The sequence below is a fragment of the Mesorhizobium sp. M8A.F.Ca.ET.057.01.1.1 genome (genome assembly GCF_003952565.1).
In the GTDB taxonomy this organism is placed as follows: domain Bacteria; phylum Pseudomonadota; class Alphaproteobacteria; order Rhizobiales; family Rhizobiaceae; genus Mesorhizobium.
This window is the reverse complement of the sequence record NZ_CP034454.1, coordinates 5,517,485-5,538,684: the sequence shown is the minus strand read 5'-3', so window position 1 is coordinate 5,538,684 and position 21,200 is coordinate 5,517,485. Positions and strand designations below refer to the sequence as shown.

Annotated in this window: 21 protein-coding genes; 9 read left to right on the top strand and 12 right to left on the bottom strand. The window is 63.0% G+C overall.

What is annotated here, in order from left to right; translation table 11 throughout:
- Positions 1 to 122: 122 nt before the first annotated feature.
- From rbfA to EJ077_RS26340, 6 genes are all read left to right on the top strand, one after another.
- The gene (rbfA, locus tag EJ077_RS26365; RefSeq protein ID WP_208697483.1) at positions 123 to 533 is read left to right on the top strand and encodes a 30S ribosome-binding factor RbfA; all 411 of its coding nucleotides are present in this window, start codon (positions 123 to 125) and stop codon (positions 531 to 533) included.
- Complete coding sequence (truB, locus tag EJ077_RS26360; protein ID WP_208703139.1) at positions 533 to 1,519, top strand: tRNA pseudouridine(55) synthase TruB; 987 nt, start codon at positions 533 to 535, stop codon at positions 1,517 to 1,519. The genes rbfA and truB overlap by 1 nt, the downstream gene beginning before the upstream one ends.
- A 44-nt stretch (positions 1,520 to 1,563) precedes the next feature.
- Positions 1,564 to 2,658, top strand: a complete 1,095-nt coding sequence (gene corA, locus EJ077_RS26355; RefSeq protein ID WP_208697481.1) for a magnesium/cobalt transporter CorA — start codon at positions 1,564 to 1,566, stop codon at positions 2,656 to 2,658.
- 192 nt (positions 2,659 to 2,850) lie between these two features.
- Positions 2,851 to 3,120 (top strand): 30S ribosomal protein S15, encoded by a 270-nt coding sequence (gene rpsO, locus EJ077_RS26350; protein WP_006202929.1) that lies wholly within the window; start codon positions 2,851 to 2,853, stop codon positions 3,118 to 3,120.
- Between the two features lie 277 nt (positions 3,121 to 3,397).
- The gene (pnp, locus tag EJ077_RS26345; protein ID WP_208697480.1) at positions 3,398 to 5,545 is read left to right on the top strand and encodes a polyribonucleotide nucleotidyltransferase; all 2,148 of its coding nucleotides are present in this window, start codon (positions 3,398 to 3,400) and stop codon (positions 5,543 to 5,545) included.
- 69 nt (positions 5,546 to 5,614) lie between these two features.
- On the top strand, positions 5,615 to 6,625 hold the full coding sequence (locus tag EJ077_RS26340; RefSeq protein WP_208697479.1) for a class I SAM-dependent methyltransferase: 1,011 nt from the start codon (positions 5,615 to 5,617) through the stop codon (positions 6,623 to 6,625).
- Positions 6,626 to 6,647: 22 nt separating this feature from the next.
- Here the strand turns inward: EJ077_RS26340 and EJ077_RS26335 are convergent, their stop codons facing one another.
- From EJ077_RS26335 to fabA, 4 genes are all read right to left on the bottom strand, one after another.
- Positions 6,648 to 8,189 carry a putative bifunctional diguanylate cyclase/phosphodiesterase gene (locus EJ077_RS26335; RefSeq protein WP_208697478.1) on the bottom strand — a complete coding sequence of 514 codons (1,542 nt, stop codon included), beginning with the start codon at positions 8,187 to 8,189 and terminating at the stop codon, positions 6,648 to 6,650.
- Between the two features lie 130 nt (positions 8,190 to 8,319).
- Complete coding sequence (gene fabI, locus EJ077_RS26330; protein ID WP_208697477.1) at positions 8,320 to 9,132, bottom strand: enoyl-ACP reductase FabI; 813 nt, start codon at positions 9,130 to 9,132, stop codon at positions 8,320 to 8,322.
- A gap of 29 nt (positions 9,133 to 9,161) precedes the next feature.
- On the bottom strand, positions 9,162 to 10,382 hold the full coding sequence (gene fabB / locus EJ077_RS26325; protein ID WP_127870747.1) for a beta-ketoacyl-ACP synthase I: 1,221 nt from the start codon (positions 10,380 to 10,382) through the stop codon (positions 9,162 to 9,164).
- Between the two features lie 49 nt (positions 10,383 to 10,431).
- Positions 10,432 to 10,950 carry a 3-hydroxyacyl-[acyl-carrier-protein] dehydratase FabA gene (gene fabA / locus EJ077_RS26320; RefSeq protein WP_208697475.1) on the bottom strand — a complete coding sequence of 173 codons (519 nt, stop codon included), beginning with the start codon at positions 10,948 to 10,950 and terminating at the stop codon, positions 10,432 to 10,434.
- 241 nt (positions 10,951 to 11,191) lie between these two features.
- On the opposite strand from fabA, the gene irrA reads away from it, so the two are divergent.
- Both irrA and EJ077_RS26310 read left to right on the top strand, forming a co-directional pair.
- On the top strand, positions 11,192 to 11,623 hold the full coding sequence (irrA, locus tag EJ077_RS26315) for an iron response transcriptional regulator IrrA (protein ID WP_027142023.1): 432 nt from the start codon (positions 11,192 to 11,194) through the stop codon (positions 11,621 to 11,623).
- Between the two features lie 28 nt (positions 11,624 to 11,651).
- Entirely contained in the window at positions 11,652 to 12,032 is a 381-nt protein-coding gene (locus EJ077_RS26310; RefSeq protein WP_208697473.1) for a DUF4260 domain-containing protein, read from the top strand.
- Here EJ077_RS26310 and EJ077_RS26305 read toward each other — a convergent pair.
- Entirely contained in the window at positions 12,022 to 12,582 is a 561-nt protein-coding gene (locus EJ077_RS26305; protein WP_208697471.1) for an SH3 domain-containing protein, read from the bottom strand. The two genes, EJ077_RS26310 and EJ077_RS26305, sit on opposite strands and share 11 nt — an antisense overlap.
- Before the next feature lie 149 nt (positions 12,583 to 12,731).
- On the opposite strand from EJ077_RS26305, the gene EJ077_RS26300 reads away from it, so the two are divergent.
- Positions 12,732 to 13,733: a 2-hydroxyacid dehydrogenase gene (locus tag EJ077_RS26300; protein WP_127276862.1), complete on the top strand. Its 1,002-nt coding sequence runs from the start codon at positions 12,732 to 12,734 to the stop codon at positions 13,731 to 13,733.
- A 42-nt stretch (positions 13,734 to 13,775) separates the two neighbouring features.
- On the opposite strand, the gene EJ077_RS26295 is transcribed toward EJ077_RS26300, so the two are convergent.
- The 7 genes from EJ077_RS26295 to EJ077_RS26265 form a co-directional block, all read right to left on the bottom strand.
- On the bottom strand, positions 13,776 to 14,261 hold the full coding sequence (locus tag EJ077_RS26295) for a GNAT family N-acetyltransferase (RefSeq protein WP_245458557.1): 486 nt from the start codon (positions 14,259 to 14,261) through the stop codon (positions 13,776 to 13,778).
- 2 nt (positions 14,262 to 14,263) lie between these two features.
- A complete protein-coding gene (locus EJ077_RS26290) occupies positions 14,264 to 15,016 on the bottom strand; it encodes a molybdopterin-synthase adenylyltransferase MoeB (RefSeq protein WP_208697469.1) in 753 nt (250 codons plus the stop codon).
- Between the two features lie 31 nt (positions 15,017 to 15,047).
- The gene (gene recF, locus EJ077_RS26285) at positions 15,048 to 16,187 is read right to left on the bottom strand and encodes a DNA replication/repair protein RecF (RefSeq protein WP_208697467.1); all 1,140 of its coding nucleotides are present in this window, start codon (positions 16,185 to 16,187) and stop codon (positions 15,048 to 15,050) included.
- A 71-nt stretch (positions 16,188 to 16,258) separates the two neighbouring features.
- The gene (dnaN, locus tag EJ077_RS26280) at positions 16,259 to 17,377 is read right to left on the bottom strand and encodes a DNA polymerase III subunit beta (protein WP_127276856.1); all 1,119 of its coding nucleotides are present in this window, start codon (positions 17,375 to 17,377) and stop codon (positions 16,259 to 16,261) included.
- Positions 17,378 to 17,577: 200 nt separating this feature from the next.
- Positions 17,578 to 19,122, bottom strand: a complete 1,545-nt coding sequence (gene dnaA, locus EJ077_RS26275) for a chromosomal replication initiator protein DnaA (protein ID WP_208697465.1) — start codon at positions 19,120 to 19,122, stop codon at positions 17,578 to 17,580.
- 852 nt (positions 19,123 to 19,974) lie between these two features.
- Positions 19,975 to 20,241: a 30S ribosomal protein S20 gene (gene rpsT, locus EJ077_RS26270; RefSeq protein WP_027026587.1), complete on the bottom strand. Its 267-nt coding sequence runs from the start codon at positions 20,239 to 20,241 to the stop codon at positions 19,975 to 19,977.
- Between the two features lie 180 nt (positions 20,242 to 20,421).
- Positions 20,422 to 21,195, bottom strand: coding sequence for an enoyl-CoA hydratase (locus tag EJ077_RS26265; protein WP_208697463.1), 774 nt, complete (start codon positions 21,193 to 21,195; stop codon positions 20,422 to 20,424).
- Between the last annotated feature and the right edge of the window lie 5 nt (positions 21,196 to 21,200).

The following is a 21,200-nucleotide window of genomic DNA, read 5'->3' as shown; positions in this document are numbered from 1 at the left end:
CGAGTGGCTTGTCGATATTGGGCGGTGGTCGAAAGACCGCCGCCTCGGTGCTATTGAGAATGACCGTTTGAGACATGCGGCACGGTCCTATCCCGCGCCTCACGCTTTCAGGATTGAGAAAAATGCCCCGTTCCACAACATCAAGCCCATCCCAGCGCATGTTGCGCGTCGGCGAGCAGGTGCGCCATGCGCTCTCCGAAACCTTGCAGCGCGGTGAAATCATCGACCCGTTGATTGAAAACTCGGTCGTTTCGGTCTCGGAAGTGCGCATGTCGCCCGATCTGAAGATCGCCACCGCCTTTGTTTCTCCGCTCGGCGCCAAGGATGCCGACGCGGTGATCGAGGCGCTGAACAAGCATGCCAAGTTCGTGCGCGGCCGTGTCTCCGGCGCGCTCAGGCAGATGAAGTACATGCCGGAATTCCGCTTCCGGCTCGATACCTCCTTCGACAATTTCGCCAGGATCAACGACCTGCTGAAATCGCCCGAAGTGGCACGCGATCTGGATAGCGACGGCAATAAGGAAGAAGAATGATGGCGCGTCGCGGCAAGAAGAAGGGCCGGCCGGTCTCCGGTTGGGTGGTGCTGGACAAGCCGGTCGGCATGGGCTCGACCGAAGCCGTCTCCAAGATCAAATGGCTGTTCCAGGCCGAAAAGGCCGGCCATGCCGGCACGCTCGACCCTCTTGCCTCCGGCATGCTGCCGATCGCGCTCGGCGAAGCCACCAAGACCGTGCCCTACGTGCAGGACGGCGCCAAGATCTATCGCTTCACCGTTGCCTGGGGCGATGAGCGCTCCACCGACGATCTTGAAGGGCCGGTGACGAAGAGCTCCGACCTGCGTCCGGCGGAAGCCGAGGTGCGGGCGCTGCTGCCGAAATACACCGGCGTCATCATGCAGACGCCGCCCCAATTCTCGGCCATCAAGATTGCGGGCGAGCGCGCCTACGACCTCGCCCGCGAAGGCGAGATGATCGACATACCGCCGCGCGAGATCGAGATCGGCAGGCTCGACATTGTCGAGCACAAGCCGGACCAGACGATTTTCGAAGTCGAATGCGGCAAGGGCACCTATGTGCGTTCGCTGGCCCGCGACATGGGCCGCGACCTCGGCTGCTTCGGCCATATCAGCGAGCTGCGCCGGGTTGAGGTCGAGCCGTTCACGCCAGAGGACTTCGTCACCATCGCCGAACTCGAGGCCGCCCGCTTCGGCGCCAAGGGCGATGAGGGAGGGGAAGCGGCCGACGAAGCCGAACCGGCGGACGCACTGGCCAAGCCGGTCGACTTCGGCGCCATCGACACGCTTCTGGTCGACACCTCGGCTGCTCTCGACTGCCTGCCGCAGATCGCCATCAGCGATGACGCGGCGACAAAGATCCGCCTCGGCAATCCTGTCATCATTCGTGGCCGTGACGCACCGGTGGAGGCCGAAGAGGCCTGCGCGACGTCACGCGGCAAGCTGGTCGCCATCGGCGCGATCGAGCAAGGCATGTTCAAGCCCAAGCGGGTCTTTGCCGGGTGATGCCACTCATCTAATGTCGGTGCGACATCTCGGCAGAGGGCTCCATGGCAAAGGCTGACACGGTCAAGAAGCGCGCGCCGGTGAAGACGAGGCGGCCGCCTGTCGGCGCCTCGCCGGGCACGCTGATCGCCGATCCGGCGGCGCGACGCTCCGAATTGCGGCTGACCCTGATCTCGCCGCAGAAATTCAAGACGATCGAGAATGCCAGCATCGACGATGTCGAGGCCAATTGCCGGAAATGGCCCGTCATCTGGCTCGACTGCACCGGCCTCGCCAACATCCAATTGATCGAGGAAATCGGCCGCATCTTCAGCCTGCATCCGCTGGCGCTGGAGGATGTCGTCAACACCGGCCAGCGGCCGAAAGTTGACTTCTTCGAGGATCACGCCTTCGTCGTCGTGCGTATGATCGACGATGTCACGTCGCATCGTTACGAGCAGATCGCTCTCTTTCTCGGCGAGAACTTCGTCGTCACCTTCCAGGAGCGCGAAGGCGATCCGTTCAATCCCGTACGCAAGCGCATCGAGAGTTCGGCGCCCAACCGCTTGCGCACACGCGGCGCCGACTATCTCGCCTACGCGCTGATCGACGCCATCGTCGACAGCTATTTTCCGCCGATCGAGGCTGCCGGCGACCTGGTCGACAGCATCGAGGACCAGATGCTGCATTCGACGCACAAGCACCAGATGCGGCAGCTGCACGAATTGCGGCGCGATGCCAACGTCCTGAAAGGTGTGCTGTGGCCGATGCGCGATGCGCTGGCGACGCTGATCCGCAACGACGTGTCCTATGTCAGAGCTGAAACCAAGGTCTTCCTCAACGACACGCTCGACCATTCGCTCAGGCTGATCGAGCTGGTCGAGACCCAGCGCGACATGCTGACCGGGCTGATCGAGATGCACCTGTCGCTGAGCCAGGCGCGCACCAACGACGTCATCTCCTACCTCACCATCGTCTCGGTCATCTTCATGCCGCTCACCTTCCTGGTCGGCGTCTGGGGCATGAACTTCAGTCCCGACGCCTCGCCATGGAACATGCCGGAGTTGCGATCCTACTATGGTTATCCAGCGGCACTCGTCTTCATGCTGCTCGTCGCGGCCGGTCTGATCGCCTTCTTCAGATGGAAGAAGTGGCTTTAGCCACGGCGAAAGCCTTCTTTCATACCGCAAAAGCCACGACAAAGCCGGCTTGTGAATTGGGCTGGTGTTTTTCGGGGAATTGCACTATATGCGCCGCAGCATAGCGCCTTGACGCTTTGCATGCACGGCCCCTGCTGGACGACATCCCGGCTGTGGGCGACCCGTTTCCTCAAACAGATAAGGAAAAACACGATGTCGATTACTGCCGAGCGCAAACAGGAATTGATGGGTGAATTCGCAACCGCCAAGGGCGATACCGGGTCTCCGGAAGTCCAGGTGGCCATCCTTTCCGAGCGCATCAAGAACCTGACCGACCATTTCAAGGACCACAAGAAGGATAACCATTCCCGCCGTGGTCTGCTCGCTCTCGTGTCCCAGCGCCGCAGCCTGCTTGATTACCTCAAGCGCAAGGATGACGCGCGCTATCAGACACTGATCGAGAAGCTCGGTCTACGCCGTTGACGATTTGACCGGCGGACTTTCTTCGGAAAGTCCGCCGGTCACGCATTCTGCCAGCCGTATCGGCTGGCCAGACCCGGTTCCGAGCGTGCAGAGGGCCACTCGAAACCGCCCATGGACGGTCATGGGGCAGGATTGCAGGACGCTCGTGCGCGCTCGTCGCGCCTAATCACCCGAGCTTCCCGTTGTCTTGCCCGTGGCTGCCCGAGAAAGGAAGCCAGGGAAAGGGCATCCGCGCACCGTGAACGGCGCGCCCCTTTCCGCTTATTAAGGACAAGACATGTTCAATCACCACAAAGTGGAAATCGAATGGGGCGGCCGTCCGCTCATCCTGGAAACCGGCAAGATCGCGCGTCAGGCCGATGGCGCGGTGCTCGCCACCTATGGCGAGACCAAGGTTCTGGCCACCGTCGTTTCGATGAAGGAGCCGAAGCCGGGCCTCGATTTCTTTCCGCTGACCGTCAACTACCAGGAAAAGACCTATGCCGCCGGCAAGATCCCGGGCGGCTATTTCAAGCGTGAAGGCCGTCCGAGCGAAAAGGAAACGCTGGTTTCCCGCCTCATCGACCGCCCGATCCGCCCGCTCTTCGCCGACGGCTACAAGAACGACACGCAGATCGTCGTCACCGTCGTGCAGCACGATCTCGAAAATGATCCGGACATCCTGTCGATCGTCGCCACCTCGGCGGCCCTGACGCTCTCCGGCGTCCCGTTCATGGGCCCGGTCGGCGGCGCCCGCGTCGGTTATATCAACGGCGAATATGTGCTGAACCCGCATGTCGACGAGATGCAGGAATCCAAGCTCGACCTCGTTGTCGCCGGCACTGCCGACGCCGTGCTGATGGTCGAGTCGGAAGCCAAGGAACTTGGCGAAGAGCTGATGCTCGGCGCCGTCATGTTTGGCCACAAGGGTTTCCAGCCGGTCATCGACGCCATCATCAAGCTGGCCGAAGTTGCGGCCAAGGAACCGCGCGATTTCACTGCGCCGGATTATTCCGCGCTTGAGGCCGAGATGCTCAAGATCGTCGGCGACGAGCTCAGCAATGCCTACAAGAACGTCGACAAGCAGAAGCGTTACGCCGCGGTCGACGCCGTCAAGGCGAAGGTCAAGGCCGCGTTTGCCCCCGCTGAAGGCGAGGACGCAAAGTACACCTCCGAACAGATCGGCTCGGTGTTCAAGGAGCTCCAGGCCAAGGTCGTGCGCTGGAACATTCTCGACACCGGCTCGCGCATCGATGGCCGCGATCTGAAGACGGTTCGCAAGATCGTTTCCGAAGTCGGCGTCCTGCCGCGCACCCATGGTTCGGCGCTGTTCACCCGCGGCGAGACCCAGGCGCTGGTCGTTGCCACGCTTGGCACCGGCGAGGACGAGCAGTATGTCGATTCCTTGACCGGCATGTACAAGGAGAAGTTCCTCCTTCACTACAACTTCCCTCCCTACTCGGTCGGTGAGACCGGCCGCATGGGTTCGCCGGGCCGCCGCGAAATCGGCCACGGCAAGCTCGCCTGGCGCGCTATCCGTCCGATGCTGCCCTCCGCTGACCAGTTCCCCTACACGCTGCGTGTCGTCTCGGAGATCACCGAGTCCAACGGTTCGTCGTCGATGGCGACCGTCTGCGGTACCTCGCTGGCGCTGATGGATGCCGGCGTGCCGCTGGCCAAGCCGGTTGCCGGCATCGCCATGGGCCTGATCAAGGAAGGCGAGCGCTTCGCCGTGCTCTCCGACATCCTTGGCGACGAGGATCATCTCGGCGACATGGACTTCAAGGTCGCCGGCACCGAAGGCGGCATCACCTCGCTGCAGATGGACATCAAGATCGATGGCATCACCGAGGAGATCATGAAGATCGCCCTTGGCCAGGCCAAGGACGGCCGCCTGCACATCCTCGGCGAGATGGCCCATGCTCTGACCGGCGCCCGTCCCGAACTCGGCGAGTTCGCGCCGCGCATCGAGGTCATGCACATCCCGACCGACAAGATCCGCGACGTCATCGGTTCGGGCGGCAAGGTCATCCGCGAGATCGTCGAGAAGACCGGCGCCAAGATCAACATCGAGGACGACGGCACGGTCAAGATCGCTTCCTCGAACGCCAAGGAGATCGAGGCGGCGAAGAAGTGGATCCACACCATCGTCGCCGAGCCGGAAGTCGGCGAAATTTACGAAGGCACGGTCGTCAAGACCGCCGACTTCGGCGCCTTCGTCAACTTCTTCGGTCCGCGTGACGGCCTCGTCCACATCTCGCAGCTCGCCAATGACCGGGTCGCCAAGACCTCGGACGTCGTCAAGGAAGGCGACAAGGTCTGGGTCAAACTGATGGGCTTCGACGAGCGCGGCAAGGTTCGCCTGTCGATGAAGGTCGTCGACCAGGCCACCGGCAAGGAAATCGCCCGCGACAAGAAGGCCGAAGGCGAAGAAAACGCCGCCTGATCGGTCCGACGGAAAAACGAGGCGGGCGCGGCTTAGGTCGCGCCCGTTTTTGTTTTATGGAGCACGGCTATGTCCGCTGAAGCGCTGAAGACGCTTTTTCACCCGTTCGAGGCCGAGGCTCTTTCCTTGCCGCGGCAGGGCGAGCGCGTTCTCTTCCTTGGCGCCGAACCCGGCCTGCGATTGCCGCCGGCTTTCGAGGCTACGCTCAATCTCGTACAGGGCTTCCGGCCGTATTTTCGTGCGTTGCAGGCGGCGGGCTTCACGGTCACGCCGCAACCTGCCGGCGACGGTTTTGATGCCGCGTTGGTGCTCGCCGGCCGCCATCGCGGCCAGAACGAATTGCGCATCGCCGAGGCCATCGAGCGCGTGGCCGAGGGGGGATTGATCGTCATTGCCGGTGGCAAGGAGGATGGCATCGCCAGTCTGCGCAAGCGCGTCGGCGATCTTGCACCGCTCGATGGCCACATGCCGAAATATCACGGCATTGCCTTTTGGCTGCGCCGCCCGGATGACATGCAGGCCGCCATCGCGCTTCGCGCCGCCAATCCCGCCTTGCTGGTTGCGGATCGGTTCCACACCACGCCCGGCATGTTCTCTTTCGATCGCGTCGATGCCGGTTCGAAACTGCTGGTCGACAACCTGCCAGGCGATCTGCGTGGCAGCGCGGCCGATTTCTGCGCCGGCTGGGGCTATGTGGCGGCAGAGATGGCCGTCCGCTCGCCGGGCTTGTCGGCCCTCGATCTCTACGAGGCCGATTTCGATGCGCTGGCGGCGGCCAGGGGCAATCTCGGCAACACCGTGGCACAGGGCTTCTTCTGGACGGATCTGCTCGCCGAGCCTGTCGAGCGCCGTTACGACGTCATCGCCATGAACCCGCCCTTCCACCGCAGCCGTGCGGCGGAGCCTGAGATCGGTGCCGGCATGATCCGCGCGGCAGCCAAGGCCCTGAAGCCCGGCGGACGCCTGTTCATGGTCGCCAACCGGCAGCTTCCTTACGAAACCGTGCTGTCAGCGGCCTTCGCCAGCCACGCCGAGCTTGCCCGTGACGGCATGTTCAAGGTGTTTTCGGCGCGCCGCTGATGCAACGCGCGAGCCATGGCGCTCAATGGAGGTTGGCGACTCGCCTGGTGTCTTCTGACGCATGGCCACCGATACTGGCAGTGAGTGGCGCCGGCCGGCCGAACAGGTAGCCTTGCACCACCTCGCAGCCGGCTGCCCTGAGCAGCGTCGCCTGGCTTTCGGTCTCGACGCCTTCGGCAATGATGCTGACGCCGAGCGCCCGCGACAGCCCGACGATGGTCGACACGACGGCGCCGGAGCTGGCATCGGTATCGATGCGGCTGACGAAGGAACGATCGATCTTCAGCTTGCCGAACGAGAAATCGATCAGATAGCTGAGGTTGGAATAGCCGGTGCCGAAATCATCGACCGCGACCGAGATGCCCATCTCGGCAAGCTCTTTCAGGATGGCGGCGGCGCGGTCGCGGTCCTGCATCATCGCCGTCTCGGTGACTTCGAGTTCCAGCCGTGACGGCTTGATGCCGGTGGCCCGCATCGTGTCGCGCACGATGCCGACAAAGTCCTTGGTCATGAACTGGACCGGCGAGATGTTGACGGCGACGAAACAATCGTCCGGCAGATGGCGGGCATCGCTGCAGGCCTTGCGCAGCACCCATTCGCCGATCGGGTTGATCATGCCGGTCTCCTCGGCGATCTGGATGAACTCCATCGGCGGGATCATGCCGCGTTCGGGATGCCTCCAGCGGATCAACGCCTCGTAGCCGACGATCCGGCCGGTCGGGAGGTCGAGCTGCGGCTGGTAGTGCAGGTCGAAATCACCGCGTTCAAAGGCGCTGTGCAGCTCGGATTCGACCCATTGGCGATGGTCGGCCACGCGTCCCATCTCGCTGTCGAAGACCGACCAGTTGCCAACTCCGCTCGCACGCGCATTCTGCAGCGCCAGGTTGGAGCGCCGCAGGATGAGGACCGGATCGACACCGTCCTTGGGCATCGCCACGATGCCGACCGACAGGCTCAACGATTGCTGGTGGCTGCCGAGTTCATACGGCTCCATCATTTCGTCGATGAGCCTCTCGACCATGCTTTCCAGGGTTCCCTGGATCTGATGGTCCGGGAGCAGCACCGCGAACTCGCCGGCCCCGATGCGGCCGATCAGTGCGCGCGCGGGCACGCAGCTATGCAGCCGCTGGGTGAAGGCACGGATCAGTTCGTCGCCCTGGGTGTAGCCGATCGCGTCGTTGATCTGCTTGAACCGGTCGATGTCGATGTCGATCAGGAACACCGGTTCCCCGGTACGGCTTGTCGCGCATGCCGCCTCGGCGATCTTGCCGACCATGGCCGGGCGCGCCAGCAGTCCGGTCAGCTTGTCGAAATGGGTTTCGTTGAAGACGAAATCCGCCGATTCATCGATGCCGGCGAAGAAGGACATTGCCGCCACCGATGCCGCCAGTGCGCAAAGCGCGGCCATGATCGCGACCATCATGTCAGCCGATATGCCGGCAAACCCGTCGCCGAGACCGTGCTTCAGGCCCCAGATGCCGAGGACGAAACTGCCAATGCCCGAACTTGCTATCGTGAGCAGTCGGAACACTGGTGTTCGCTTCGGGTTGCTGACGGCAGGCATGAAAAGGTCCCCAAGTCGGAGACCCCTATAGCGGAAATCCTCTTAAAATGAGTTTCCGTGAATGCATTCAATTTTACTGGAGAGGATTATTTTCTTTACTGGGAAAGGACCCACTTGACGGGACCGCTCTTCAGTCGCGCCCGCCATCCGTCTGCTTCAACTCATCGAGCGTCGGCATCGAGACGATATGGTAGCCGGAATCGACATAGTGGATTTCGCCGGTGACACCGGAAGCGAGGTCGCACAGAAGATAGAGCGCGGAGCCGCCGACCTCGTCGATCGTCACGGTCCGGCGCAACGGCGAATTGCGCTGCTGGTAGGAGAACATGTGGCGGGCGTCCGAAATGCCGGCGCCAGCCAGTGTGCGCACCGGACCGGCCGAGATGCCGTTGACGCGGATGCCGCGCGGACCGTAGTCGTTGGCGAGGTAGCGCACGCTGGCCTCGAGCCCGGCCTTGGCAACGCCCATGACATTATAGTTCGGCATGACGCGGACCGAGCCGGCATAGGTCAGCGTGATCATCGAGCCGCCGGCAGTCATCAGCGGCGCGGCATTGCGCGCCACCTCGGTGAAGGAATAGCAGGAGATCACCATGGTGCGGACGAAATTGTCCCGGCTGGTGTCGGCATAGAGGCCCTTCAACTCGTTCTTGTCGGAAAAGCCGATGGCATGGACGACGAAGTCCAGCCCGCCCCATTCTTTGCCAAGCGTCTCGAACGTGGCGGCGACCGAAGCGCTGTCCTCGACGTCGCAGGGAACGACCAACGAAGCGCCGAGCTTGTCGGCGAGCGGTTTGACGCGGCGGCCGAAAGCGTCGCCCTGGTAGGTGAAGGCGAGTTCCGCCCCATGTTCGGATAATTTCCGGGCGATGCCCCAGGCGATCGAATGATCGTTGGCGACACCCATGACAAGCCCGCGCTTGCCTTTCATCAATCCGTCCATGGCCGGCAATCCTTATATAAAACTTGGCCCTATGCGGAATAGCGCTGGAAAACGAGCGTTGCGTTGGTGCCGCCGAAACCGAAGGAATTCGACAGAACGGTGTCGATCGCGGCGTTGTCGATGCGCTTACGCACGATCGGCATGCCCTCGAATTCCGGATCGAGCGTCTCGATATGGGCGCTTTCGCCGATGAAGCCGCCTTGCATCATCAGGATCGAATAGATGGATTCCTGCACGCCGGCCGCACCCAGCGAATGGCCGGTCAGCGACTTGGTCGACGTGATGAACGGCATCTTCTCGCCGAACACTTCGCGGATCGCTCCCATTTCCTTGGAATCCCCGACCGGGGTCGAGGTGCCGTGGGTGTTGATGTAGTCGACCGGCGTGGAGACCGTCGCCAGTGCCTGGCGCATGCAGCGGACCGCGCCTTCGCCCGAGGGCGCAACCATGTCGTAGCCGTCCGAGGTCGCGCCATAGCCGACGATCTCGGCGTAGATCTTGGCGCCGCGCGCCTTGGCATGCTCCAGTTCTTCCAGCACCAGCACGCCGGCGCCGCCGGCGATGACGAAGCCGTCGCGATTGGCGTCATAGGCGCGCGATGCGGTCGAGGCCCTGTCGTTGAACTTCGACGACATGGCACCCATAGCGTCGAACAGATCGGACATGGTCCAGTCGAGATCCTCGTGGCCGCCGGCGAAGACCATGTCCTGCTTGCCCCACTGGATCAGCTCGTAACCATTGCCGATGCAATGCGCCGAGGTCGAGCAGGCCGACGAGATCGAATAGTTGACGCCATGGATCTTGAACCAGGTCGCCAGCGTCGCCGACGCGGTCGACGACATCGCCTTCGGCACCGCGAAGGGACCGATGCGCTTGGGGCTGCCGTTCTTGAGCGTGGTCTCGGCCGCCTCGACGATGGTGCGGGTGGACGGACCGCCCGACCCCATGACGATGCCGGTGCGCTCATTGGTGATATCGCTCTCGCCGAGGCCGGCATCCGCGATCGCCTGGTCCATGGCGACGTGATTCCAGGCCGCGCCCTGGCTCAGGAAGCGCATCGCGCGGCGGTCGATCATGGCGGAAGGGTCGAGCGTCGGCGCGCCCCAGACCTGACAGCGGAAGCCATGCTCGGCAAAGGAATCGGAAAAGCTGATGCCGGATCTGGCGTCATGCAGCGAGGTCTGCACCTCGTTGGCATTGTTGCCGATCGACGACACGATGCCGAGGCCTGTGACTACGACACGTCTCATTCGCAACTCCTTCCAGGGATGCTGGCCAATGGGCTGGCCAGGGCTGCGGTCAAGCGACCGCCGACTGCTTTGACAGACCGACCTTCAGGTCCGTCGCCGCGTATATGGGCTCGCCATCCGCCTTCATCCAGCCATCAGCGATGCCGAGCACCAGCCGGCCGCGCATCACACGCTTGAAATCCACGCCATACTCGACCTTCTTGACCGATGGCGTGACCATGCCCTTGAACTTGACCTCTCCAGTCGATAGCGCCATTCCCTTGCCGGGTTCGCCCAGCCAGCCGAGATAGAAGCCGGTCAATTGCCACAGGGCGTCCAGGCCGAGGCACCCAGGCATGATCGGATTGCCGATGAAATGGCAGGCAAAGAACCACAGGTCGGGCTTGATATCGAATTCCGCGCGAATGAAACCCTTCTCGAAGGCGCCGCCGGTCTCGCTGACCTCGGTGATACGGTCGAACATCAGCATCGGCGGGTAGGGCAACTGGGCATTGCCCTCTCCGAACAGCTCGCCGCGGGCGCAGGCCAGCAATTCTTCGTAGTCGTAGCTGGATTTCGAACCCGCCATCAATTTCTCCCCATATCGTCCGGGCGGTAGCGCGCCCTTGTCGTTGGTGTCCTAACACAATCTGTTTCAGGCCGGAAACCGGCGTTTGCGCTTAACCCGCCAGTCTGCCCGGGTCAATGCGCGCTATTGATCGCATTCGGGCGACAGAATATATGTCAACAGGGGTCCGGGTTCGGCAGACATTCATTTTTTTGCCACTCTGGGCGTGTCTTGAAGCGGGACTGTGGGCTTGGAAGACCAGATGGACCGGGGCTGCCGGAAGGAAAATGTCGCTGTGGACAAGCGGGTACGTGAAGCCGGCCTGAGGCCGACGCGTCAGCGCATTGCGCTGGCCGACCTGCTTTTCGCCAAGGGCGACCGCCATTTGTCGGCTGAGGAACTGCACGAGGAGGCGCAGGCCGCCGGCGTGCCGGTGTCGCTGGCCACCGTCTACAACGCGCTTCACCAGTTTACCCAGGCGGGGCTCCTGCGTATCCTCGCCGTCGAAGGTTCCAAGACCTATTTCGACACCAATACCTCCGATCACCACCATTTCTATATCGAAGGCGAAAACAGGATTTTCGACATCGCCAACGGCCCGGTCACGGTCACCAACCTGCCGGACCCGCCCGAGGGCATGGAAATCGCCAATGTCGATATCGTGGTGAGGCTGCGTCCCAAGCGTCCGGAATGACCGGCGAAGCCGGAACAATCGGTGTGGGATGAAACCCTTGGATTGGATAGTGCGTCTCGAATGGGCGGTGGTGGCGATTGCCGCAATCGTCTTTTATGGCGCGACGGGCGTTTCCTGGTGGCTCTTCGCGTTGCTCATCCTGGCGCCGGACCTGTCGATGCTGGGTTATCTCGGTGGACCTCGCATCGGCGCAATTGCCTACAACGCCTTGCACATTCTGATCGTACCGGTGCTTCTACTGCTTGCCGGGCGTCTCGCCGGCAGTGCGGTCGGCAGCGCCATCGCACTGATCTGGACCGCTCATATCGCGATCGACCGTGCACTGGGTTACGGCTTGAAGCTGTCAACAGGGTTTCAGGACACCCATCTTGGCCCTATTGGGCGCAAACGCGAGACGTTCAGTCCTTGACCCGCTCGCCCGGATAGGCGCCCCAGACGACCGACTGGGCAAGCCAGCCGGTGTGGCCGTCGAGCGTCATTTCGCACCATTGGCCGTCGCAGGACTTGATCATGCCCATAACGCCCGGTTCGACGATCGCCACCACCCTGGCATCCTTGTCGGGACCTTTCAGAAGATTGACCTGGCCGCCCTTGCCGCGCTGCCAGGGCGCGACGATCGCAGTGCGCCGGCCCGACAGCAGCGACTGGTTGATCCACCCTTCCGACCCATCGGCGTCGCGCACGCGCCGCCACGTATCGAATTCCTGGATGATCTCCATCGGCAGGCCAGCCTTCATGTACATCCAGTCGACCGAATAGTTGGCGCCGGGGCCGACGCGCGAGTTGACGCGGCCGGATTTCAGGCTGACGAATCGCGGCAGCGGCAGACCGCTCGGTCCGAGCGTGATGGCGCTCTGGGCAGGGGCGGCCGCGCTCTGCGCGCCGGCAAGCGGAGAATAGAGGAGAGCGCCGAGAAATGCTGCGCTGAGGGCCAGGCGAAGCGACGCGAAACCAGACACTTTCGTTCCTTTCGGCGCCGGCCCGACGGCTGCGGCACCCCTTTTTCTTTGTCTTCGGCGGCACCGCTTGTTACATGGGTAAAATCGGCTACCGCGACCAGCTTTCAGTTTCGCCGGTCTTGGTTAAAGAGGTCTCAACGAGGGAAACAATGCCAGGCAAAAAGAAGCCTCTCGTGGTCATCACGCGAAAGCTGCCCGACCCGGTCGAGACCCGCATGCGCGAACTCTTCGACGCAAGGCTGAATGTCGAGGACCGGCCGATGACGCAGCCGGAACTGGTCGCCGCGGTCAAGGAAGCCGACGTGCTGGTGCCGACCGTGACCGACCACATCGATGCCGCATTGATCGCCCAGGCCGGCGACAACCTCAAGCTGATCGCCAATTTCGGCAACGGCGTCGACAAGATCGACGTGGCGGCGGCGGCCAAGAAAGGCATCACCGTCACCAACACGCCCAACGTGCTCACCGAAGATACCGCCGATATGACCATGGCATTGATGCTGGCTGTGCCGCGCCGGCTGGCGGAAGGCGCCAACGTGCTCACGGGCGACAAGAAATGGGCCGGCTGGTCGCCGACCTGGATGCTTGGCCGGCGCATCTGGGGCAAGCGGCTCGGCATTGTCGGCATGGGGCGCATCGGCACCGCCGTTGCCAGGCGGGCCAAGGCCTTCGGTCTGTCCATCCACTATCACAACCGGCATCGCGTGCTGCCGGCGGTCGAGGATGGGTTGGAGGCGACCTATTGGGAGAGTCTCGACCAGATGCTGGCCCGCATGGACATCATCTCGGTCAATTGTCCGTCGACGCCGGCAACCTTCCATCTTCTGTCGGCACGGCGGCTGGCGTTGCTGCAGCCCACCGCCTATATCGTCAACACCGCCCGCGGCGACATCATCGATGAAGAAGCGCTGGTCAAGCTGATCCAGGACGGCAAGATCGCCGGCGCCGGCCTCGACGTTTACGAGCATGAGCCGGCCCTGAACGCCAAGCTCTTGAAGCTCGCCGCCAGGAACAAGGTTGTGCTTCTGCCGCATATGGGTTCGGCCACGCTCGAGGGCCGCATCGACATGGGCGAGAAGGTCATCATCAATATCCGCGCCTTCGTCGATGGCCATCGCCCGCCGGACCGCGTGCTGCCGCTCAGAACCTGAACACCTTCCGGCGCAGGCTCGCCGTTCAATGTAATGCGAAGCTTACGGGATCGCTTTGCGCATGGTGATGGACGTCGGCCTGTCATAGCCGTCATGCGCCGTCCGTCCGGTCTCGCAAAAGCCGAGCCGGGCAAAGGCGGCATGATTGGCGGTGAGCTCGATCCTCGTCTCGAGCTCGATGTCGGCCTTGCCGCGGCTGCGGGCCAGATCTTCGACCGCTTGCATCAGCCGCCGGCCAATGCCGTGCCCTTGGCGATCCGGGGCGACGGCGAGCTTGCCGACATAAAAACCGTCAGGCCTTTCAAGGGCAAAAACGCAGCCCACGATCCTGTCGCCGTCGAGTGCCAGGAAGCCGGTCTCCCGCAGCGCCTTGGCGCACAGGGCATCGGCCGTGAGCAGGTGGGCCGACGACGGCGGGTCGATGATGCCGTCCATGAAGGCGAAGGCACGCATGATGAGGGCGAGCACATCGCCCCAGCGGCCGAAATCGGCCGAGATCCGCGTGATCGAAACATGGGATTGTTCCAAGATCAGCGTCTCTTGTAGCGGATCGTCTCGAAGCGCGCGGCCAGCGCATCATAGAGCAGCAGCCGGCCGATCAGCGGCTCGCCTATGCCGGTGATCAGCTTGATCGCCTCCATCGCCTGCAGCGTGCCGACGACCCCGGTCAGCGCTCCGAGCACCCCGGCCTCGGCGCAGGACGGCACCAGGCCCGGCGGCGGGGCCTCGGGAAACAGATCCCGATAGCTCGGGTTTGGCTTGCCGTCGCTGCCGCTTTCGAAAGGCTTCAGCACGGTCACCGAGCCATCGAAACGTCCGACGGCTGCATGCACCAGCGGCTTCCCTTGGCTGGCGCAGGCATCGGCCACCACATAACGCGTCTCGAAATTGTCGGACCCATCGACGACGATATCGTACTTGGCAACGAGGGCAGGGGCGTTCTCCGCGGTCAGCCGGAATGTGTGCGGTTCGACTGCAATGTTGGGATTGATGCGGGCGATCGCCGCCTCGGCGCTCTGGGTTTTCAGCATGCCGATCGTATCGGTGCCATGGATGACCTGGCGCTGCAGGTTGGAGAGCGACACGGTGTCGTCATCGACCACGCCGAGCGTACCGACGCCGGCCGCTGCGAGATATTCAAGCACCGGCGCACCGAGCCCGCCGGCGCCGATCACCAGGACCCGCGCCTGCTTGAGCTTCTGCTGGCCCGCGCCGCCGACCTCGGGCAGGACGATGTGGCGGGCATAGCGTTCGATCTCGTCGGCGGTGAGCGCTGTGGTCATATCAGGACCATATAGCGGTCGAAAAAGCTTGTCAGGGGTCTTCGGTTGGCCCAACCGTGCCATGGTCGACCGTCAGGAACTGCGCTCGGCCATGCAGGCTGGAAAACAGCGCAGCATCGGTTCCCGTCATGAAAGCCTGGCAGTTCAGTTCCTCCAGGATCGAGAACAGTGCCGCGCGCCGGCCGCCGTCGAGATGCGCCGCGATCTCGTCGAGCAGCAGGATCGGCGTCAGGCCGGACATTTCGCCGGTCAGCCGGGCATGCGACAGCACGATGCCGACCAGCAGTGCCTTCTGTTCGCCGGTCGAGCAGAGTTCGGCCGGCATCGCCTTGGGCCGGTGCCGGACCATGAGGTCTGAGCGGTGCGGGCCTTCGAGGGTGCGCCCGGCGGCACGGTCACGGTCTCGGCCATCGGCAAGCGCCCGCCGGAACCGCTCCTCGACGTCGACCGCCGGTGCGCCGGCAATCTCGGCCTCCAGGTCACCCGAAAGGCCGATATCGGCCTGCGGAAACGGTCCGGTGTCGGGCAACCTGCCGATCATGGCGGCCAGCAGCCGCACCATTTCGGCGCGCGCCGCGGCGATCGCCACGCCGGTCTCTGCCATCTGCGTCTCTATCGCCTCGAACCAGCCGGCGTCCCGCGAGCCTTCCGTCAGCAAACGGTTACGGCCCCGCATCGCCTTCTCGTAGTCGAGCGCACGCTGGCCATGTCCGGGATCGATCGCCAGCACCAGCCGGTCGAGAAAGCGCCGGCGATCCGCGGCCGGTCCGGTGAACAACGAATCCATCGCCGGCGTCAGCCACACCACCCGCAGCCACTCCAGCATGCCCTCGGCCCGTGCGGCGGCTCCGTTTATACGCACCCGCCTGCCGCTTTCCGCCGTGTCGCCCCCGGAGATGCCCGTGCCGATCTCGACCTCGCCGTCTGGCCCGTCGAGCCGTGCGTGCAGGGCAAAGCCGCCATCGCCGCCCTCACGTGCCACATCCCCATAAGGCGCGCGTCGCAAGCCGCGCCCGGGCGTCAGAAAGGAGATCGCTTCGAGGAGATTGGTCTTGCCGGCACCATTGTCGCCCGAAAAGACCACGGCGCCCGGCGCAACATCGATCGCCAGGGTCGCGTAGTTACGAAAATTGGTAAGCGTAAGCTTACTTATATGGGTTTGTGCCGGCAACCGCTATCCGCCCGTGGAAGTCACCGCAACCAACGCCCGCCGCCGGCCGTATTCGCCAGGCGCCGCGCCGGCTATACCCGCATCGGCATCAGCACGTAAAGCGCGGTCTCGTCGGCCATGTCGTGGATCAGCGTCGGTGAACCGGCATCGGCCAGCATGAATTTGGCTTCCGTGCCGGTTAGCTGCGCTGCGACATCGAGCAGATATTTGGCATTGAAGCCGATCTCGATCGGGTCGGCCGAATAGTCGGCCGCCAGCTCTTCCGTTGCGCTGCCCGAATCCGGATTGTTGACGGCAAGCGTCACCTGGCCTTCGCTGATCGAGAGCTTCACCGCGCGGCCGCGTTCGGAGGAGATGGTCGAGACGCGGTCGACCGCGGCGGCGAAGCTCTGGCGGTCGAGGATCAGCTTCTTGTCGTTGCCGGTCGGGATGACCCGCTGATAGTCGGGGAAGGTGCCGTCGATCAGTTTCGAGGTCAGGACGACGCTGCCGATGGTGAAGCGGATCTTGGTGTCGGACAGTTCGGTGGTCACGGCGACATCCGGATCGTCGACCAGCTTCTGCAGTTCGCTTACCGTCTTGCGCGGAATGATGATGCCCGGCATGCCCTCGGAGCCAGCCGGGGCGTCGATCTCGGCGCGCGCCAGGCGGTGGCCGTCGGTCGCCACCGAGCGCAGCTTCAGCTTGCCGCCGACTTCATGCGTGTGCAGGTAGATGCCGTTGAGATAGTAGCGCGTCTCCTCGGTGGAGATGGCGAACTGCGTCTTCTCGATCAGCCCCTTCAGCGCCACCGAGTCGAGGCGGAAGATGTGCGAGAAGGATCCGGCCGAAAGCTCCGGAAAGTCGGATTGCGGCAGGCACTGCAGGCGGAAGCTGGAGCGGCCCGACGTCACCGTCATGGCGTTGCCGTCCTCATCAGTCTTCAGCATCACCTCGGCGCCGTCGGAAAGCTTGCGCACGATGTCATAGAGCAGATGCGCGGGGACCGTCGTCGCGCCGCCGCGCTCGACCTTGGCGGGCGTCGCTTCCGTCACCTCCAGGTCGAGGTCGGTGGCCTTCATTTCGAGGCTGGCGCCTTCGGCGCTGAGCAGCACGTTGGACAGGATCGGTATGGTGTTGCGCCGTTCGACCACGCGGTGCACGTGGTTGAGCGACTTCAGGAGATTTGACCGTTCCAGGATAACACGCATGACGAAACAGGCTCGCTTGAATGAATGAACGGGTCTCCGGCTGCCGGCGCCCCGCGAAAGCTCTGAACAGGCTTCAGAATCTACGCAAACTGACAGGAAAAAACCAGTGAACGCAAGCCCGCGCCACCGGTTCGGGCCGGTTACGCGGGCTTTCTGGGGATAAAGCTGGCCAACCCTGCAAGCGGGCGGTTTCTAGCCGGTCAGGCCTGGTCGTTGATCAGCCTTCTCAGCAATTCCAGTTCCTGCGCCAGCGTGTTGTCATTGCCGGAAAGGTCCTCGATCTTGCGCACGGCGTGCAGCACCGTCGTGTGATCGCGGCCGCCGAAGCGCCGCCCGATTTCCGGCAGCGAGCGCGGCGTCATCACCTTCGACAGATACATGGCGACCTGGCGCGGCTTGACGATGGTGCGCGTGCGCCGGTTGGACAAAAGTTCGGTCTTCGAGACGTTGTAGTGGCGCGCCACGATGCGCTGGATGTCCTCGATGCGGACCCGCTTCGGTTCGCCCGTGCGATAGATGTGGCCGAGGATCTCGTCGATGCGGTCGATGGTGATCTGCGGTTCGAACGACTGGCGAAACAGCAGCTGGTTAAAGGCGCCTTCCAGTTCGCGTCCGCTGCCGGTCACGGTGCGGGCAACGTGGTTGAGGATCTCTTCGGAAATGTCGAGCGATGCATCGTCGATCCTGGCCGTGGCCAGGCGCAGTTTGAGCATGCCGAGCCGCATGGCGAAATCGGGTGCCGACATTTCGAGCGCGACGCCGCCATTGAGGCGCGAACGGACCCGCGGTTCGAGTGATTCCAGCTCCGACGGTGGCCGGTCGGCGGCGACGACGACCTGCTTGGCGCTGTCGAGCAGCATGTTGATCAGATGGCAGAATTCATGCTGGATCGACTTGCCCTGCAGGAACTGCATGTCGTCGATGATCAAGAGGTCGATGTCGCGCAACTGCTCCTTGAGCGTCAATGCGTTGTTGTCGCGGATCGCGGTGGCGAAGCGCCACATGAAATACTCGGCGGTAAGATAGACGACGCGGGACTTCGGGTTCTGCTTCAGCGATTCCGCGGCTATGGCCTGCAAGAGGTGCGTCTTGCCGAGCCCGACGGTGGCATGCAGGAAAAGCGGATTGAAGCGCACCGCGCTCGACTGCGATTCCGCCACGGCCTTGGCGGCGGCGAAGGCCACGCGGTTCGAGGGTCCTTCGATGAAGGAGCCGAACGTGTAACGCGGGTCAAGCGGCGAACCCAGCACATTGTGGCGGAACTCGCTCTCGACCGGCACACCCGGACGCGGCATGGGAGACCGCTCCACTCTGCCTGGGCTGACCGTGCCGGCGGCCAGCGCCGTCTGCGTCTGTCGCGTCATCTTGCGCGCCGGGGCCAACTCCGGTTCAGGCTGGCTGCGTCCCTGACGGGTCGCGGTGCGCACGACGATCTCGATCTTGAGAAGCTCGGGATCCTCCTGCTTCCACAGCTCGGAAATGAGATCGTGATAGTGGCCGTTGATCCACGAGCGCAGGAACGCGGTGGGCACGGAGATGCGGACAATGCCCTTGGAAGCTTCCGCGACCTTCATGCGGCCGAACCAGCTGGAATAGACTTCGGTTCCCAGGCGCGCCTTCAACTGGGCCTTGACCCGGTCGAATTTCTGTTCCGCGTCGCTGGAGACCACCATCTCGTTTGCTCCGATCAAAGTTCCAGGAAATGGGAGGTCGCCCGTAAGCTCCCTTTCGATGCCGCTCTGCATGATCGAGTTCCTTGCCTTTCTGTACCTGTTTTTTCGCCGGGGATGCGCCTCCTGCATCCTTTTCCAGCGACCGTGTCTTCGCTACGATGCCCGTTGCCGCCGCTGGCAATGAACGTCGCCCACTATCCAAGGGAACCGGTGCCGGCCCATGGAAGCCAGTCCGCGTTGGGTATGTCAGGGCAATACGACACCGTCCGGCGAAAGTGCGCCGGCGCGCCGTCCTACCTGCCATGTCAAGTTACGCCCGTCCCTACCGTTCGAAAAAGAGCAAACCATACCCGTTCGCGGACTTGATCCGCGTCGCAAATCCCGCCAATTTAAGCTGGCTGCGTCAGGCTGGGTTAAGGGCCAGAGCCCGTCCCTTTCGATAGATCGACATTACCGAAATCGCTGTGGATAGGGCAAGGCCACGTCTAACGGATTTTTAAGGAATCTGGTTACCTCGGGCGAGTTCGAGGGCCATGCCGCAGCGGCATATTTTGACAAAGCCATTGTGATTCAAACCCTTTTCCGACGAATATGAAAAAGCCGGGCCGGCGCGAAATTTTCTGAAATAATTCTCTTGACAGCCAGTTGTCCTCCCGTCGCTTTGGCGCGTTGTGGACAAGCTGTGGACGACTGTCTCTAACCAATTGAAAAATATTGGGTATTTCTGTGAGGCGGGGTTTTTTTAGGCGCCGCTTTTCAAGCGTGCCGATCATCAGCGGGCATGCATGTGCCGGCAAAGCATTTCGAACTCTGGAATCTGCATTTGCAGCTGTTTGCGGCTATTCTTTTTAAGTACTTGCCGGCAAACGAAAAAACCCGGCGCAATCGGCCGGGTTCGAAGAAGAGCGTCCTGGGAAGGCGATGTCAGGCCGACAGCACCTTGAGGCGCTGGGCGAGGCGCGACACCTTGCGGGATGCCGTGTTCTTGTGGATCACGCCCTTGGTCGCGGCGCGCATCAATTCCGGCTCGGCAGCCTTGAAGGCGGCCTGTGCGGCGGCCTTGTCGCCGGAGGCGAGTGCCTCCTCGACCTGGCGGACGTAGGTGCGGACGCGCGAGCGGCGGTTCTTGTTGATCGCTGCGCGGCGGGCGATCTTGCGCGTTGCCTTTTTGGCCGAGGATGTGTTGGCCATGATGCCTCTCTTCTGATCTGGTCGGCGCACGCGGCGTGCCGCAGGGCGCAAAAAACAAACGGGCAGCCACGGGGCCGCCTCGGTTGGTGCGGCTTATAGTTCAGCTTTTCCGGCGCGTCAACGCCGCCTGGCGTTCTTTTTGGCCAATGCCACGGGTTTCGGTCGCCGGCCCGCAATGCCCTACCGGTTGGTGAAATTCGGCTTCCGTTTTTCGGCGAACGCCGCCATGCCTTCCTTCTGGTCTTCGAGCGCGAAAAGCGAATGGAACAGGCGGCGTTCGAAGCGCAATCCCTCGGCAAGCGTGGTCTCATAAGCCCGGTTGACCGCTTCCTTGGCCATCATCACCGACGGCAGCGAGAAATCGGCGATTTTGGCTGCCGCCTTGACGGCCTCCTCGACCAGATCGCCAGCCGGAACGACCCGCGACACAAGGCCCGAACGTTCGGCCTCGGCGGCATCCATCATCCGTCCGGTCAGGCACATATCCATCGCTTTCGATTTGCCGACGAACCGGGTCAGGCGTTGCGACCCGCCCATGCCGGGAATGACACCGAGCGTGATCTCGGGCTGGCCGAATTTGGCGGTGTCGGCGGCAATGATGAAATCGCACATCATGGCGAGTTCGCACCCGCCACCGAGCGCATAACCGGCCACCGCCGCAATGATCGGCTTTCGCGCCCGCGTCAGTTCCTCCCAGCCGACGAAGAAATCCTGCACATAGGCATCGACGAACGCGATCTCCTGCATTTCCTTGATGTCGGCACCCGCCGCGAAGGCTTTGTGGGAGCCGGTGATGACCATTGCGCCAATGCCCGTGTCGCCGCCGAAATCCTTCGCCGCCGCCACCACCTCGGCCATGACCTGCGAATTGAGGGCGTTGAGCGCCTTTGGCCGGTTCAGCGTGATCAGCCCGACCTTGCCGCGCCTCTCGGTGATGATCGTCTCATAGGCCATTGGCT

What these genes read in the sequence shown, in the direction of transcription:
- rbfA (WP_208697483.1), top strand. Translation starts at nt 123, where the DNA reads ATGCCCCGTTCCACAACATCAAGCCCATCCCAGCGCATGTTGCGCGTC.
- truB (WP_208703139.1), top strand. Translation starts at nt 533, where the DNA reads ATGGCGCGTCGCGGCAAGAAGAAGGGCCGGCCGGTCTCCGGTTGGGTG.
- corA (WP_208697481.1), top strand. Translation starts at nt 1,564, where the DNA reads ATGGCAAAGGCTGACACGGTCAAGAAGCGCGCGCCGGTGAAGACGAGG.
- rpsO (WP_006202929.1), top strand. Translation starts at nt 2,851, where the DNA reads ATGTCGATTACTGCCGAGCGCAAACAGGAATTGATGGGTGAATTCGCA.
- pnp (WP_208697480.1), top strand. Translation starts at nt 3,398, where the DNA reads ATGTTCAATCACCACAAAGTGGAAATCGAATGGGGCGGCCGTCCGCTC.
- EJ077_RS26340 (WP_208697479.1), top strand. Translation starts at nt 5,615, where the DNA reads ATGTCCGCTGAAGCGCTGAAGACGCTTTTTCACCCGTTCGAGGCCGAG.
- EJ077_RS26335 (WP_208697478.1), bottom strand. Translation starts at nt 8,189, where the DNA reads ATGCCTGCCGTCAGCAACCCGAAGCGAACACCAGTGTTCCGACTGCTC.
- fabI (WP_208697477.1), bottom strand. Translation starts at nt 9,132, where the DNA reads ATGGACGGATTGATGAAAGGCAAGCGCGGGCTTGTCATGGGTGTCGCC.
- fabB (WP_127870747.1), bottom strand. Translation starts at nt 10,382, where the DNA reads ATGAGACGTGTCGTAGTCACAGGCCTCGGCATCGTGTCGTCGATCGGC.
- fabA (WP_208697475.1), bottom strand. Translation starts at nt 10,950, where the DNA reads ATGGCGGGTTCGAAATCCAGCTACGACTACGAAGAATTGCTGGCCTGC.
- irrA (WP_027142023.1), top strand. Translation starts at nt 11,192, where the DNA reads ATGGACCGGGGCTGCCGGAAGGAAAATGTCGCTGTGGACAAGCGGGTA.
- EJ077_RS26310 (WP_208697473.1), top strand. Translation starts at nt 11,652, where the DNA reads ATGAAACCCTTGGATTGGATAGTGCGTCTCGAATGGGCGGTGGTGGCG.
- EJ077_RS26300 (WP_127276862.1), top strand. Translation starts at nt 12,732, where the DNA reads ATGCCAGGCAAAAAGAAGCCTCTCGTGGTCATCACGCGAAAGCTGCCC.
- EJ077_RS26290 (WP_208697469.1), bottom strand. Translation starts at nt 15,016, where the DNA reads ATGACCACAGCGCTCACCGCCGACGAGATCGAACGCTATGCCCGCCAC.
- dnaN (WP_127276856.1), bottom strand. Translation starts at nt 17,377, where the DNA reads ATGCGTGTTATCCTGGAACGGTCAAATCTCCTGAAGTCGCTCAACCAC.
- dnaA (WP_208697465.1), bottom strand. Translation starts at nt 19,122, where the DNA reads ATGCAGAGCGGCATCGAAAGGGAGCTTACGGGCGACCTCCCATTTCCT.
- rpsT (WP_027026587.1), bottom strand. Translation starts at nt 20,241, where the DNA reads ATGGCCAACACATCCTCGGCCAAAAAGGCAACGCGCAAGATCGCCCGC.
- EJ077_RS26265 (WP_208697463.1), bottom strand. Translation starts at nt 21,195, where the DNA reads ATGGCCTATGAGACGATCATCACCGAGAGGCGCGGCAAGGTCGGGCTG.